At 66.5% G+C, this 12,726-nt stretch carries 11 protein-coding genes; 3 read left to right on the top strand and 8 right to left on the bottom strand.

Annotated elements, in window-relative coordinates:
• Positions 1-431: 431 nt before the first annotated feature.
• A complete protein-coding gene (locus tag LZC94_33945) occupies positions 432-1,460 on the bottom strand; it encodes a zinc-binding dehydrogenase (GenBank protein ID WXB12842.1) in 1,029 nt (342 codons plus the stop codon).
• A gap of 41 nt (positions 1,461-1,501) precedes the next feature.
• Here LZC94_33945 and LZC94_33940 point away from each other — a divergent pair, with 41 nt between their 5' ends.
• Complete coding sequence (locus LZC94_33940) at positions 1,502-2,449, top strand: helix-turn-helix domain-containing protein (protein ID WXB12841.1); 948 nt, start codon at positions 1,502-1,504, stop codon at positions 2,447-2,449.
• Between the two features lie 197 nt (positions 2,450-2,646).
• Here the strand turns inward: LZC94_33940 and LZC94_33935 are convergent, their stop codons facing one another.
• A complete protein-coding gene (locus tag LZC94_33935; protein WXB12840.1) occupies positions 2,647-4,302 on the bottom strand; it encodes a DNA mismatch repair protein in 1,656 nt (551 codons plus the stop codon).
• A 220-nt stretch (positions 4,303-4,522) separates the two neighbouring features.
• Positions 4,523-5,125, bottom strand: a complete 603-nt coding sequence (locus LZC94_33930; protein ID WXB12839.1) for a TetR family transcriptional regulator — start codon at positions 5,123-5,125, stop codon at positions 4,523-4,525.
• Between the two features lie 137 nt (positions 5,126-5,262).
• Here LZC94_33930 and LZC94_33925 point away from each other — a divergent pair, with 137 nt between their 5' ends.
• On the top strand, positions 5,263-6,243 hold the full coding sequence (locus LZC94_33925; protein WXB12838.1) for an NADPH:quinone oxidoreductase family protein: 981 nt from the start codon (positions 5,263-5,265) through the stop codon (positions 6,241-6,243).
• On the opposite strand, the gene LZC94_33920 is transcribed toward LZC94_33925, so the two are convergent.
• Genes LZC94_33920 through LZC94_33910 form a run of 3 tightly spaced genes read right to left on the bottom strand, consistent with a single transcriptional unit; the run spans position 6,233 to position 8,975 of the window.
• The gene (locus tag LZC94_33920) at positions 6,233-6,811 is read right to left on the bottom strand and encodes a hypothetical protein (GenBank protein ID WXB12837.1); all 579 of its coding nucleotides are present in this window, start codon (positions 6,809-6,811) and stop codon (positions 6,233-6,235) included. The genes LZC94_33925 and LZC94_33920 overlap by 11 nt on opposite strands.
• Before the next feature lie 25 nt (positions 6,812-6,836).
• Positions 6,837-7,292 (bottom strand): hypothetical protein, encoded by a 456-nt coding sequence (locus LZC94_33915; GenBank protein WXB12836.1) that lies wholly within the window; start codon positions 7,290-7,292, stop codon positions 6,837-6,839.
• A gap of 48 nt (positions 7,293-7,340) precedes the next feature.
• Positions 7,341-8,975, bottom strand: a complete 1,635-nt coding sequence (locus LZC94_33910; protein WXB12835.1) for a cellulose binding domain-containing protein — start codon at positions 8,973-8,975, stop codon at positions 7,341-7,343.
• Positions 8,976-9,195: 220 nt separating this feature from the next.
• Here LZC94_33910 and LZC94_33905 point away from each other — a divergent pair, with 220 nt between their 5' ends.
• Positions 9,196-9,984 (top strand): crotonase/enoyl-CoA hydratase family protein, encoded by a 789-nt coding sequence (locus tag LZC94_33905; protein ID WXB12834.1) that lies wholly within the window; start codon positions 9,196-9,198, stop codon positions 9,982-9,984.
• 4 nt (positions 9,985-9,988) lie between these two features.
• Here the strand turns inward: LZC94_33905 and LZC94_33900 are convergent, their stop codons facing one another.
• Complete coding sequence (locus tag LZC94_33900; protein WXB12833.1) at positions 9,989-11,350, bottom strand: 3-deoxy-7-phosphoheptulonate synthase; 1,362 nt, start codon at positions 11,348-11,350, stop codon at positions 9,989-9,991.
• Positions 11,351-11,433: 83 nt separating this feature from the next.
• Positions 11,434-12,669 carry a dipeptidase gene (locus LZC94_33895; protein ID WXB12832.1) on the bottom strand — a complete coding sequence of 412 codons (1,236 nt, stop codon included), beginning with the start codon at positions 12,667-12,669 and terminating at the stop codon, positions 11,434-11,436.
• Positions 12,670-12,726: the final 57 nt, after the last annotated feature.

Here is a 12,726-nt window from a genome sequence, read left to right as displayed (position 1 = left end):
ACCTAGGCCCCGGTCGGCCCCGCCTCTTGAACCAACTGGCTACTCGAAACGCCCGCCGCGGGCCGCGGATGCGTGAGCGTCGGTGCGTCCGCCGCGCCCAATCACGCGTGCGTGCCCGCCACGGGGTCGCGGATGCGTGCGCTTCGGTGCATCCGCCGCGCCCATCACGCGTGCGCGCCCGCCACAGGGTCGCACGTACGTGCGCTTCGGTGCATCCGCCGCGCCCATCACGCGTGCGTGCCCGCCACGGGCCGCGGATGCGTGCGCTTCGGTGTATCCGCCGCGCCCGTCACGCGTGCGCGCCCGCCACAGGGTCGCACGTGCGCGCGCTTCGGTGCATCCGCCGCGCCCCATCATGCGTGCGCGCCCGCCGCGGAGTCGCGCGAACGTGCGCTCGCGTTCCGCCGAGATTTCGCGCCGCCGCCGCGCGGCTAGCGGTACCCTCCTTCGGCCACGAAGAAGCGCTTTCCTTGCTCGGGGCGCTCCCAGCTCTCACGAACGGCCCGCTCGAAGTCTTCGAGGGGGTGCGTGCCCCCCACGCGCACCCGGAAGTCGGGGCTTTGCGCCAGCTCGGTGATCGCCTCGAGCACGGTGGAGTCGCTTTTTTTCGGGGGATCGAAGAAGTAGCGGTAAACGTAGGCGCCAATGCGTACGTCCTTCATGAGGATATCGAAGTTGTGCAGCGCGAATCGATCGTTGCCATAACCGCCATAGATGACGAGCCGTCCGGCCCACGCCAACGCGCGCACCAGATCCCCGACCAGCGGCCCGCCAACCGGATCGATGATGGCCGAAAGCCCCTGACCGCGCGTGAGCTCCGCCAGCTGCTCGCCAATGGGATCGCGTTGCTCGGAGAGATCGATGACGGCCGAGGCGCCGAAGTCCTTCAAGTCGACCTCGGGTTGGGTCCGGCGCACGATGGATACGACGTGGATGCCGCGCCGCCGCGCCATTTGTGCCACCATGGTGGCCACCGTGGAGTTGCCCGCGGTGAGCGCGAGCCACTGCCCCGGCGCGACCTTCGCTTCCTCGAGCAGATCCCAGGCGGTGATGAGGTTCATGAACTGACCCGCCTTCTCGAGCGGGTATTCGGCCGGTAAGGGGATTAACCATTCGACGGGCACGACGGTGTGCTCGGCCCATACGTTTTGGTAGCTGAATGCCACCAGGCTGCCGGGCGCGAGCGAGACGCCATCTCCGGCTGCGACGATGGTGCCGGCGCCGTGCTGGCCTGCGATTTGCGGCAGCCGGGGCTTCTTCGGGTCGGGGTAGAGCGATTGGATGAAGAGGAAATCCCCGGGGTTGATGGACGCCGAACGCACCTGCACCAACACCTGGCCGGGGCCGGCGCTGGGGGCGGGCACATCGCGGAGCCGGAGCACGTCCAGGGGAGAACCGATGCGGTCGAAGACGATGGCTTTCATGGTGCCATTGAATTTGGGCCCCGCCGGGGCGCTCACCAGCTGGCAATCTTGACAAATGATGTGCCAAAATAGCCATCGTGCACGTCGCCTTCTACTTGCAGCCCTCGTTCTACTCGGCGATCGCCGCCGCCCTGGTCGAAACCCTGCAGACCGTGAACGCGGTGCGCGCATCGCCGGCGTTCTCGTTCGAGTTCGTGTCGCGGGTACCGCGCGCCGTCTCGAAGTCGGGGATCGTCTTTTCGGCGCGAACGAAGCCTTCGCGCAAGGTCGATGTGCTGGTGCTGCTGGCGACGGCCACCATCGACCCCCACGAGACCGTGAACCTCCTCGACGGGGAGCTCCCGTATGTCACCCCCTTCATCGATCGCGCCATCGAGGAGGATGCGACCATCGCCGCCATCTGCGCGGCGCCCTACTTTCTCGCGGGGGCGGGGGTGCTCGATGGCAAGCGCTCCACCATCTCGTGGTGGCTCAAGGACGCGACGAGCCGCCGATTTCCTCGGGTGCGATGGCAGCCTTCGCGCCTCGTGATTCGCCAGGGGCGCATTTACACCAGCGGCGCGGGGTTCGCGGGGCTCGATCTGGTGACGACGATGCTGGTCGATTTGGGGTTCGCAAAGGAAGAGCGCATGGTTCGCAAGCTGATGGTGCTGCCGCCGATGCGCGAGTTCCAGTCCCCTTACGAGATGGTCTTGCCGGAGCAACGCGAGCCGTTCGAGAAGAAGCTGAACGCAGTCGCGAAGGGCAGCCTCGAGGAGCTCAGCCTCGACTTTTTGGCGCGCAGGCTAGGGATGTCCCCGCGGACGCTCGCCCGCCGGTTCTCGGAGGAGCTTGGAACGAGCCCCGGGAAGTGGGTTCAGGAAAAGCGGCTCGAACGCGCGCGGTGGCTCTTGGAGGGGACCAAATTGGATATCTCGGAGATATGCCATCGTGTGGGCTACCACGATGTCCCCTCGTTCTCACGATTGTTCTCTCGGACGACGGGGATGACCCCCGGGGAGTATCGAAAACACCTTCGCGGGTGAAGGGGATCAACTTGCCCGCGCGCGCCCGTTCAAACGCGTGAGGGGCTCGAATCACCCGTGCGCGACTCGAAAAGGAGGGTCGATCCGCGCGATCCCATGGTGCGATCGGCGAGATCCGAGGCGCGCGCACGTGGGCGAATGAGGTCACGCGTACATCACGGTCGACATCGATCGATATCAATTTGGCGTTGGCGCTTTTAGCCGTTTTGTTTTGGCGCGTGGGGCATGCGCCGGATGTTTCGTTCGACCAGATCCATCAGCTGATCGCGCGTCACACCGAGCCTCTTGGCGGCTTGGCCCGCGAGCGACGTATGGGCCACGCCGGGAACGAATTGGTACGTGGGGTCGCCTTGGGCGCCGAGCTCCGCGCGCAAAAAGCGGAGCTGGGCGATGCTTCGTGTTTTCTCGAGGCGCGCGGCGAACGCGAGGAAATGCGTCGTGATGAAGGCGAACGGCTCGAGCCGCGCTAGCATTTGGAGCACCAGCTCGAAGATCTCTTCGCCCTCCGAGGGATTCGTTCCGGAGCAGAGCTCGTCGAGGAGCACCATGGCGCCCGGCGGCAATCGCTCGAACAGCTCGCGAATTCGCGAGAGCTCCATCCCGAGCCGCCCTTCGGATTGATCCGCGCGCATCTCTTGAAGCAGCGAGACGACCAAGCCGCGCGCGAGGGCCATGGTCCCTGCGCGCGCCGGGACGAACACCCCCGACTGCGCGAGCAGCTGCGAGAGGCCCACCGATTGAAGGAGTCGCGTCTTCCCGCCCGAGTTCGGCCCGGTGACCAGGACCGTGGTGGTGTGCCGATCCGTGTGCAGATTGCACGGAATGGGCGCGACCCCGTGCGCGAGGAGCAGCGGATTGAAGAGTCCTTCGAGCGCCCTCGGCTGCTCGGGGCCTACGAGGGTGGGCAGGCACACATCGAGACCCGCGGCCAGCGCGCGGTCGCGAAACCCCAGCGCGCCGAGGTAAAACTCCATGTCGCCCAGCAACTGCACGAAGTGGACGACGTCGTCTTGCAGGCCATCGAACACGGTATCGATCAGCCGCGCCACGATTTCGTCCTCGCCGAAGTGGTAGCCGCGGACGAAGAGCGCGAGCTTCGCGAGCCAGCGGCCCCAGACCGAGCCGGTGAACGGGTTTGCGTCGTTGGGCTGCACCGCCAGGATTTCGAAGTTGCGAACCTTGCCATCGGCGCCGACGCGCACGGTGAGGTTTACGGTGGCGAGGTTCGCGTCGTGGTCGAGCAAATCGGAGAGCGCCCGATAGGGCTCGCCCGCTCGCACGCGCCGCCCGAAGGCGCCGAGGCGCGCGAGCCCCGAGCGGGCCGTCGCAAAGCCTTCGGCCATCCCGTCGATGAGCTCTTTGATGGCGGTGAGGATATCGAGCCGGCGGCGGTTCGGATCCCAGCCCGCGCCCTCGGTCGCGCCCTCGAGGAGCACGCGAAATCGGCCCAGCGAGAGGTACGAACGTTCGAGCGACCGCCGCAAGGTCGGGGATGCTACGAGCTCGGCCAGGATCGTTCGGCGATGATGGATGGTGGCCACGTCGTCCGGCGGGCAGCGGAGCACCTTGATCAAATGACGCGTGGCCAAGGCGGGCGTCTCCTGGCCGATGCGGACCTCGAAGCAAAGGGCGACGAACTGCGGCAGGAACAGATCGCGCGCATACGCCTCCGCATCCCAGCTCGAAGGCGCTACCATGGCGCGATCGAGCGCATCGGTGAAGAGACCGCCCGAAGCGCCGCCCGCAAACGCGAGCGCCATCGCGAGCTTCGTGTTCGCGAGGTCGATTCGGGTGTGGGCCGATGCATGGAGCAGATCGGGCACGAGCACCGGCTCTGCGGGCGAGGGGTGCACGATCCTCAGCGGATGGGCGCTGGCAGAGGCGGTAGAAGCGGCAGGAGCGGCAGGAGCGGCAGGAGCGGCAGGAGCGGCAGACGCTGGAGACGAGGCGGAGGCGGTAGACGAGGCGGAGGCGGTAGACGCGGTGCGCGAGAGCTCGTGGGAAAGCATCGATAAGGCAGGACACCCCCGCGCGCCCGAAGTTCCGCGGCCACAGCCGATTCGTTCGTCCTTCCTAGCTCTTCTTACCCTTCTTCTTCCGCTTCTTTTTGCCCGGGTGAATCAGCGCGCGCAGGCACGGCTGCAAGAGGCGAACGATGTGCTCGGGGGATGCGTCCCGAATGGGCGCGTAGCGTAAGAGGTGGCGATCGATGATGACGGCGCGGTGGATGGCGATGATGAGGGCCGCGCGCAGCGGCGCGTCGTCCGCGTCGATTTGCGTGCTGATGCGGGCCACGTATGCGTCGAGGCGGTCGCGCACCTGCTCGGCGGCCTGCGGGTGTGTGAGCATGGAGCGAAGGGTGGCCACCGAGTCCATGGAGTAGTCGGTCATTTTGGTGCCCAGCACCTCCAGCAGCTCGTCGAGGAGGCGGTCGGGGCCGCTCGTGAAGGCGTCCTGGGTGGGGAGGCACGAAGCCTTTTCGAAGAGCGCGTCCTTGGATCCGAAATACTGCATGATCAGCGCCGGATCGACCTCGGCGCGCGAGGCGATGGCGCGGATGGTCGTGCGGTCGTAGCCCAGGTCGGAGAACAGCGCGCGTGCCGTGTCGAGGATCCGTGCTTCGGTCTCGGCGCGCCGTTGGGCGCGGGGTTTGAGGGGGCGGGCGGCGCTCGTCACCCATTCACTCTACAGGCGTTGACCTGGTTCGCAAAACGCTCTACGTGTGTTGAGTCAACAGGTGTTGAGTCAGTCGCACGCCGCCGACCGTTCGTAGGGGGTCGATGGCGGCCGCGATCCCAACGGACGAGGAGCCCATGAAAGCCATTCGCATCCATCGTTTTGGTCCGCCCGATGTCCTCCAGCTCGAAGACGTGCCGGATCCGCGCCCCGCGCCGGGACGAATCTTGATTCGCGTGCGCGCCGCGGGCATGAATTACGCGGATCTTCTCATTCGGGAAGGCCGTTATCCGAAGCTGGCCGCGCTGCCTTATACGCCGGGTTACGAGGCCGCGGGGGTGGTGGAGGCGCTGGGCGAAGGCGTCGAGGGACCGGCGGTGGGCACCCGGGTGGTGGCCGCCGTCTCCGCGCCGGGTACGTTCGCGGAGTACGTGGAGGCGGAGCCCGCCCAGGTCACGGAGATCCCCGAGGGCGTGGGCGACGAGGAAGCGCTCGCCCTGCCCGTCCAGGCGCTCACCGCGTGGCTGGCGCTGCGCATCGGCGGTCGTGTGGCGCCTGGGGATTCCGTGCTCATCCCGGCGGCCGCGGGCGGGGCGGGGCACCTGGCCGTGCAGCTCGCCAAACGCCTTGGCGCAGCGCGCGTCCTCGCCGGCGCGAGCACGAAGGAGAAGCGCGATCTCGCGCTACGCCTCGGCGCGGATGCCGCCATCGACTACACCGAGGGCGGGTGGGCCGACCAGGTGCGCGCGGCGACGGATGGGCGCGGCGCCGACGTGGTGTTCGAGAGGAGCGGCGGCGCCCACGCGGACGAGAGCCTGCGGGCGCTGGCGAAAGGCGGCCGGCTCATCGTCTTCGGCGCGGATAGTCTCACCGAGCCGCGTTTGTCGACCGAGCAGCTTCGCGGTCTGCTGGTGCAGGGCCAAGCCTATGCCGGCTTCTCGCTCATGGCGCTCCCCGACGGAGTTCGTCGCGCGGCCCTCCACGAGCTCTTTGCGTTCGTCGCCGCCGGCGCGCTCCAGGTCCACGTGGGGGCGCGCTTTCCGCTCGCGCGCGCGGCCGACGCGCATCGGGCCATGGCCTCGCGCGCCACGAGCGGCAAGGTCGTCATCAATCTTTGAACGACGTGCTCCGCGCGGGGCACTTGGTGATGGGGGCTGGCTCCTCGTGCGAGCTCACCAACCAGCATTCGTCCAACACCGAACAGTAACAAACTTGCATTTGCAACCGGTGGCGGGCCTCTGCGACCGCTTTGGCGACCTCCGGATCAATGACGTGCACCGCGTTGACGTTCGTGCCGGCCGAGACGATGCGGCCGTGCACGCTGTTGCGAATCATCGTGTTCGGCGGGCGTTCGCCGATGAGCTCTTTTACGGCCTCGTCCCACGTCGAAACGGGCTTCTCATCGACCGTCACCTCCACGAACCGGATGCGCGCGGGCCCAATTCCACCATTGAGCACCAGGAAGCGGTAGTCGCTCTTGCCGTCCTCCGTGACGTCCGACGAGGCGAGTTGCAAGTACGGCCAAACCAAGGCGCGAGCCTGGACGCGCTGCCAATACGCGGAGTAGGCCGACACGATGAGCGCCAGCGCCGCGATGAAGCTCGCGAGCACGGCCGCGATGAGCTCGAGCCGCTTGGCCGGCGTCTTCGGGAGCTCCCGACTGGGGATGGTTCTCAGCTCCGTCATCGGTGCGGAGCATACATGGGGACGGCTACTGCTTGCACATTCCCTTGTCGCTCGAGCCGGTGATGCATTGCCGCGATGCGCCTTTGCAAACGCCCTCGGTGCAGAAGGCGCTGCAGCCTGCCTCACGGAACTGTTTGACCGCCGCCTCCAACCTGCGCGCCGCGGGCGATGTGCGATCGCTCACCGTGGCCGGGCAGCACACGTCCTGCACCTCTTGCGTGCACGGCGGAATGATTCCCCGGGGATCGCAGACGATGGCGGCTTTACGCAGCTCGCCAATCTCGTCCAGCTGATCGTCGCAATCACCCGGGGGCGGTGCGTCACGGCCCGCGTCCGCGCCACCCGAGTCGGTGCCCCCTCCATCGGTCCCCGGATCGACGGGAGCCGCCGATGAGCCACTGCAGCCCGCGACGGCCCCGCACGCGATGATGGTGACAACCCCGAACCGTGCGCAAAGGCGCTTGGAGAGCAATGGGCGCATTTCCTACGAAGGTGGCCCATTCGGCGCGGGGTTGTCCAGGTGTTTCGATTACGGCAACGTATCGAGGTGGGGGCGAACCGTGCGGGCGAAGTTGTTGCCGTTGGAGACGTCCCAGTTGATCGACCAGGTCATCGCACCTCGAATGCCAGGATAGGTGCGCGGGGGACGGAAAGATCCACAATTGGTCCCGCGCGCCAGGCAATCGAGCCCATTGTTGACCACCGAAGGTGCCACCACGCCGCCGCCCGCGGCCCCCGGACCGGCCGGGAGCCCGAGCGCGACTTGATCGGGGCGCAGGCCATTTTCGAGCTGGATGCACGCGAGCGCGGTGAGGAAGTTCACGGTGCCCTGGCTGTAGGCCGCCGATTGGTCGCAGCCGAGCATGGAGCCGGAGTTGTAATATTGCGTGTGCACCACCGTGAGGATGTCTTTGATGTTCAATGCGAGCTGGAAGTACGAGGCGCCGGTGGACTGCATGTCGATGGTTTGCGGCGCCATGGTGATGATGAGGCTCGCGCCGACTTGGGAGCGCAGCGAGCGAAGGGCCTGGGCCATGAACGTCGCACTGAGCCCGTTCTCCAAATCGATGTCCACGCCATCGAAGCCGAACTCCTGGATCAAGGTGCGCATGCTGTTCGCGAAGTTGGTCGCGGCCGTGCTGCTGTTGACGGAGACGTTGCCGGCCTCGCCGCCCACCGAGAGGATGACCTTCTTGCCGCGCGCCTTGAGCGTTTGCACGTCGGCCTTGAAGTCGGCATTGGTGTAGCCGCCGAGCGCGGTCGATAGCCCGGAGTCGACGGCGAAGGTGACGGCGCCCGCGGTGCCGGTCGCCTCGGCGAAGGCCACGGCGATGACGTCGTAGTCGTTCGGCACGTCGCGCAGGCGCAGCTCCACGGCGGGGTTGACGAAGTTGTGCCAGTAGCCGGTGAGGAAATGCTTCGGGAGGGGGCCGGTGGGGCAGCCGGTGGTGCTGCCCGTGACCTCGCCGCTGCGCGCAGACTCGCCCGCGTCGTTGAAGGCGGTGACGGCGTACGTGTGCGAGGTGCAGGCTACGAGGCTGGAAATCGTGGTGGCGGTGCCGCTGGTGACGGTCGCGCGCACGGTGGAGCCTTCGTAGACGCGGTAGCCCGAGACGGTGCCCGAGGACGCCGTCCACGAGAGCCCGATCGACGTATCGTTGGCCGAGGTGACGCTCGGGGTGCCGGGCGCGCTTGGAACGCCGGGTCCCGTGTCGGGCCTGCCCGCGTCGGTGGGGCCGGCGTCCGGGTTCGTGGGGCCGCCGTCGCACGAGGCGCCGTTGATGCGGCAGCCGCTGGGCGCGGAGTATGCGCCCGAGTAGGAAATGTTGAATCCAAAGGCGGCGGTGCCGCCCGGCGCGATGTTGCCGTTCCACGAGAGGTTCTTCACCGTCACGTGTTGGCCGCTGGTGGTGTAGGAGCCATCCCAAAGGCTCGCCACGCGATGCCCGGCGGGGAGATCGAACTCCAAGGTCCAAGAGGTCGTGGCGGTGGAGCCGCCATTGGTAATGACGTAATTGCCTCCGTAGCCCGAGCCCCAATCCGATCCTTTGGTGAAGGCGGCGGTCACCCCGGCCAAAATGTCGCTGGCCGGGGCGATCCCCCCAAAGGCCAGCATGGCGAATGCCACGATCGATGCGAAGAGATACAACCGAAGCTTGGACATGATTTTTCCCTCACGGCGCAAGACGAGCGCGCCTGCCTACGCAAAGAGCATTCCGCGCTCAATACGGGCCATTCCCGCGCACATGATCGGACGGATCATGGTGAACCGGATCGGGTGAGCCTGATCGCGGCGATCATCCGAGACGTCACGATGACGTCAGCACAAGCTCGCCGAAAGGGACGGAATCGCGGTGCGTCAAAGACGATGATAAGACCAATCCATGAGCGAGACCAATACCGAACGAAAGATTACGACGGAGCGGCGCGGGCATCTGTTTCTGATTGGGTTGAACCGTCCCAAAAAGATGAATGCCTTCGATCTCGATATGCTGCGCGAGCTGGGCGACGCGTTTGGCGCGCTCGAGCAAGATCCCAGCCTTCGGGTGGGCGTGATCTTCGCCCACGGGGACAACTTCACGGGCGGGCTCGATCTTGCGAATGTGGCGCCGGCGGTGGCGGAGGGAAAGATTGCATTGGGCGACGGCGCCATCGATCCATGGGGCATTCATGGGACCAAGCGCACCAAGCCGACGGTGATCGCCGTTCATGGGCGATGTCTGACCTTGGGCATCGAGCTATGCCTGGCGCAGGACATCGTGGTGGCCGCCGCCGATACGCGCTTTGCGCAAATCGAAGTCAAGCGCGGTATTTATCCCTTTGGCGGCGCCACCTTTCGCTTGGTGCGCACGGCGGGGTGGGGCAACGCCATGCGATGGCTGCTCACCGGCGACGAGTTCGGCGCCGAAGAGGCCCACCGCATTGGTTTGGTGCAAGAGGTGGTGGCGAACGGCACCCAGCTCGCGCGCGCCGTTGCCCTGGCCGAGACGGTGGCCGCCCAAGCCCCCCTCGGCGTGACCGCCACCCTCGAATCGGCGCGCCGCGCCTTCGAGGACGAGGCGGTCGTGCGCGCCCTCTTGCCCGAGGTTCAGCGCCTCATGGCCACGGAGGACGCGCGCGAGGGGCTCATGTCCTTCATCGAACGCCGCACCGCGACCTTCAGCGGAAAATAGACGCCTATCGGCCGTTTTTGCGGCGCTCCATCCAGCGCGCGATCCGGAAGCTCATCTCCAGCGCTTGACGGTAGTTGAGCCGCGGATCGCACACGCTCGCATAGTTGCGGTCCAAGTCTTTTTCGGTGATGCCCGCCGCGCCGCCGAGGCACTCGGTCACGTCCTCGCCGGTGAGCTCGAAGTGCACGCCGCCCAGGTTGGTCCCGAGGGCGTCGTGCATCTCGAAGGTCTGCTCCACCTCGTGCAAAACGTGATCGAAATTGCGGGTCTTGAAGCCCGACGATGTCTGCACGGTGTTGCCGTGCATGGGGTCCGAGATCCAGAGCACGCGCCGCCCCGAGCGCTTCACCGCCTCGATGATCGGAGGAAGCGCCGTCCCGACCCGCGCGGATCCCATGCGCGTGATGAGCGCCATTTTTCCCGGCTCGTCCGTGGGGTTCAAGGTCTCCACCAGCCGAACCACCTCGTCGGGCGAGGCCTGCGGGCCAATCTTGACGCCCACCGGGTTCTTCAAGCCGCGGAAGAACTCCACGTGCGCGCCATCGAGCGCGCGCGTTCGCTCGCCGATCCAAGGAAAGTGCGTGCTCAGATCGTACCAACCGGCCCACTGCGGCACCGTGCGCGTCTGCGCGGATTCGTAGGGCAGGTTCAGCCCCTCGTGGCTGGTGAAGAAGTCGACGCGCGTGAGATCCTCCACCGTGCGCTCGCCGAGCGCCTCCATGAAGCGTAGGGCGTCGGCCAGGCGGCGCGCGGTCTGCTCGTATTGCTCGCGCAGCGCTTCGGGGACGCCTGCGGTCTTGAAGAACGAGAGATCCCAGTACTCGGGGTGGTGCACGTCGGCGAAGCCGCCGGCCGAAAGCGACCGGATGAAATTCAAGGTGAGCGCCGCGTGCTGGTAGCCGGACAGGAGCAAGTTGGGATCGGCGCGCCGCGCTTGGGCCGTGAACTCCGGGCGATTCACCAAGTCCCCGAAGTAGCTCGGGAGCTCCACGTCGCCCTTGGTCTCCGTCGCCTTGGATCGCGGCTTCGCGTACTGCCCGGCGAAGCGCCCCACGCGGATGACGGGCTTGTGCGCGCCGTGCACGAGCACCAGCGACATCTGGAGGAGAATCTTCAGCTTGCTGGCGATGACCGAGGAGCGGCAGTCCGCGACGGTCTCGGCGCAATCGCCGCCCTGGAGCAAAAAGCGCTTTCCGAGCTGGGCGTCGGCCAGCAGCCCTTTGAGCTTTTCGATCTCCCACGAGGTGACGAGCGGTGGCAGCTCGCGAAGCCGCGCGACCGCCGCGTCGAGGGCGGCCGTGTCCTCGTATTTCACCTCCTGCGCGTGTGCCTTCGTCTTCCAACTCTCGGGGGACCAATCGTTCATGGCAGCTCGATACCTAGCAGGTACCCGAGTCGGCCGCTCGCCCGAAGTCGCATCGCGCGGCGCGCGAGGGCGTGCGAGCGCGCCTAACGCGTACCGGCGTCGGCCGATACGGAGTCGATCGATGTGGTGTCGCCGTCGCCCGAGAGGGTCGTATTCGTCCCCTTGGCGTACGCTTCCGCGGCCTCGAAGGCGCGTAGAAAATTGCCGCCGAGCACCTTGCGCACGTCCTCTTCGCTGTGCCCGCGGCGGAGCAGCTCCAAGGTGATCTTCGGCAGGCTATCGACGCCATCGATGCCCGCGGGGAGCGCCGTGACCCCATCGAAGTCCGAGCCGAGGCCGACGTGATCGATCCCCGCCACCTGAATGATGTGCTCGATGTGATCGATCAAGAGCGACAGCGGTGTGACGGGAAATGCGGCACCCTCCCGGAGCGCGATCATTTCGCGTTCGGCCTCGAGCGGCTTGGTCTCGTACTTTGGGCCGATCGCGGCGAGCTCCTTTTTGTACTTCTGCGCAAAGCGCTCTTCGGCCTCGGCGAACTTGGGATCGAGAAAGGCCGAAAAGAAGTTGACCATGGCCACGCCACCATTTCGCGCCAGCGCCCTCAGCAGATCGTCGCTCAGGTTTCGCGGGTGCGGCGCGAGGGCGCGCGCCGACGAGTGCGATGCGATCACGGGCGCCTTGGCCATCTTCAACACGGCGGCGGCCGTCTCGTCCGACACATGGGAGATATCGACCAGCATGCCGATGCGCTGCATTTCGCGCACCACCTTTTCGCCGAAGGGGGTCAATCCATGGTGCCGGGTGACCACCACGCCCCCGTAGCCCGAGGAGTCGGCCCACTCGTTGGTATTCGTATGCGTCAATGTCATGTAGCGAACGCCCAGCCGATGAAACGTGCGAAGCGCAAACAGGGAGTTCTCGATGGCATGCCCGCCTTCGACTCCCATGAGGCACGCGACCTTTCCCTCGCGCTTGGCGCGGCGGATGTCTTCCGCACGCGTGGCGATCATCAGCGCATCCGGGTGGCGCTCCACCTGTTGATAGACGATGTCGATGAGATCCAGCGCATGGCGGGCCGAGCCGCCGCCCCGCACCGTGGGCTTTTCGGCATAGCGATGGTCCACGTAAATCGAGAAAAATTCACCGGTGATGCCGCCGGCCTTCATCCGCGCCAAATCGGTATGCAAACGAGGTAATTCCGTTGGCGCTCGGCGAGCCGCCAGATCGACCCCGGTCGCAAACATGACCGACGGAATGTCGTTGTGCCCGTCCACGATGATGGCCTCTTTGTGAACGCGCGCCGCCCGTTCTTCCAACGTTTCGCTTTCGGGGGGTGAATCGTGCCCTGGTGCCTTTTCACCGGTCGCCGAGGA

It is taken from the genome of Sorangiineae bacterium MSr11954 (assembly GCA_037157815.1).
GTDB lineage: Bacteria > Myxococcota_A > Polyangia > Polyangiales > Polyangiaceae > Pendulispora > Pendulispora albinea.
This window is presented reverse-complemented; position numbering and strand designations above follow the sequence as displayed.

What these genes read in the sequence shown, in the direction of transcription:
- LZC94_33925 (WXB12838.1), top strand. Translation starts at nt 5,263, where the DNA reads ATGAAAGCCATTCGCATCCATCGTTTTGGTCCGCCCGATGTCCTCCAG.
- LZC94_33915 (WXB12836.1), bottom strand. Translation starts at nt 7,292, where the DNA reads ATGCGCCCATTGCTCTCCAAGCGCCTTTGCGCACGGTTCGGGGTTGTC.
- LZC94_33910 (WXB12835.1), bottom strand. Translation starts at nt 8,975, where the DNA reads ATGTCCAAGCTTCGGTTGTATCTCTTCGCATCGATCGTGGCATTCGCC.
- LZC94_33920 (WXB12837.1), bottom strand. Translation starts at nt 6,811, where the DNA reads ATGACGGAGCTGAGAACCATCCCCAGTCGGGAGCTCCCGAAGACGCCG.
- LZC94_33905 (WXB12834.1), top strand. Translation starts at nt 9,196, where the DNA reads ATGAGCGAGACCAATACCGAACGAAAGATTACGACGGAGCGGCGCGGG.
- LZC94_33900 (WXB12833.1), bottom strand. Translation starts at nt 11,350, where the DNA reads ATGAACGATTGGTCCCCCGAGAGTTGGAAGACGAAGGCACACGCGCAG.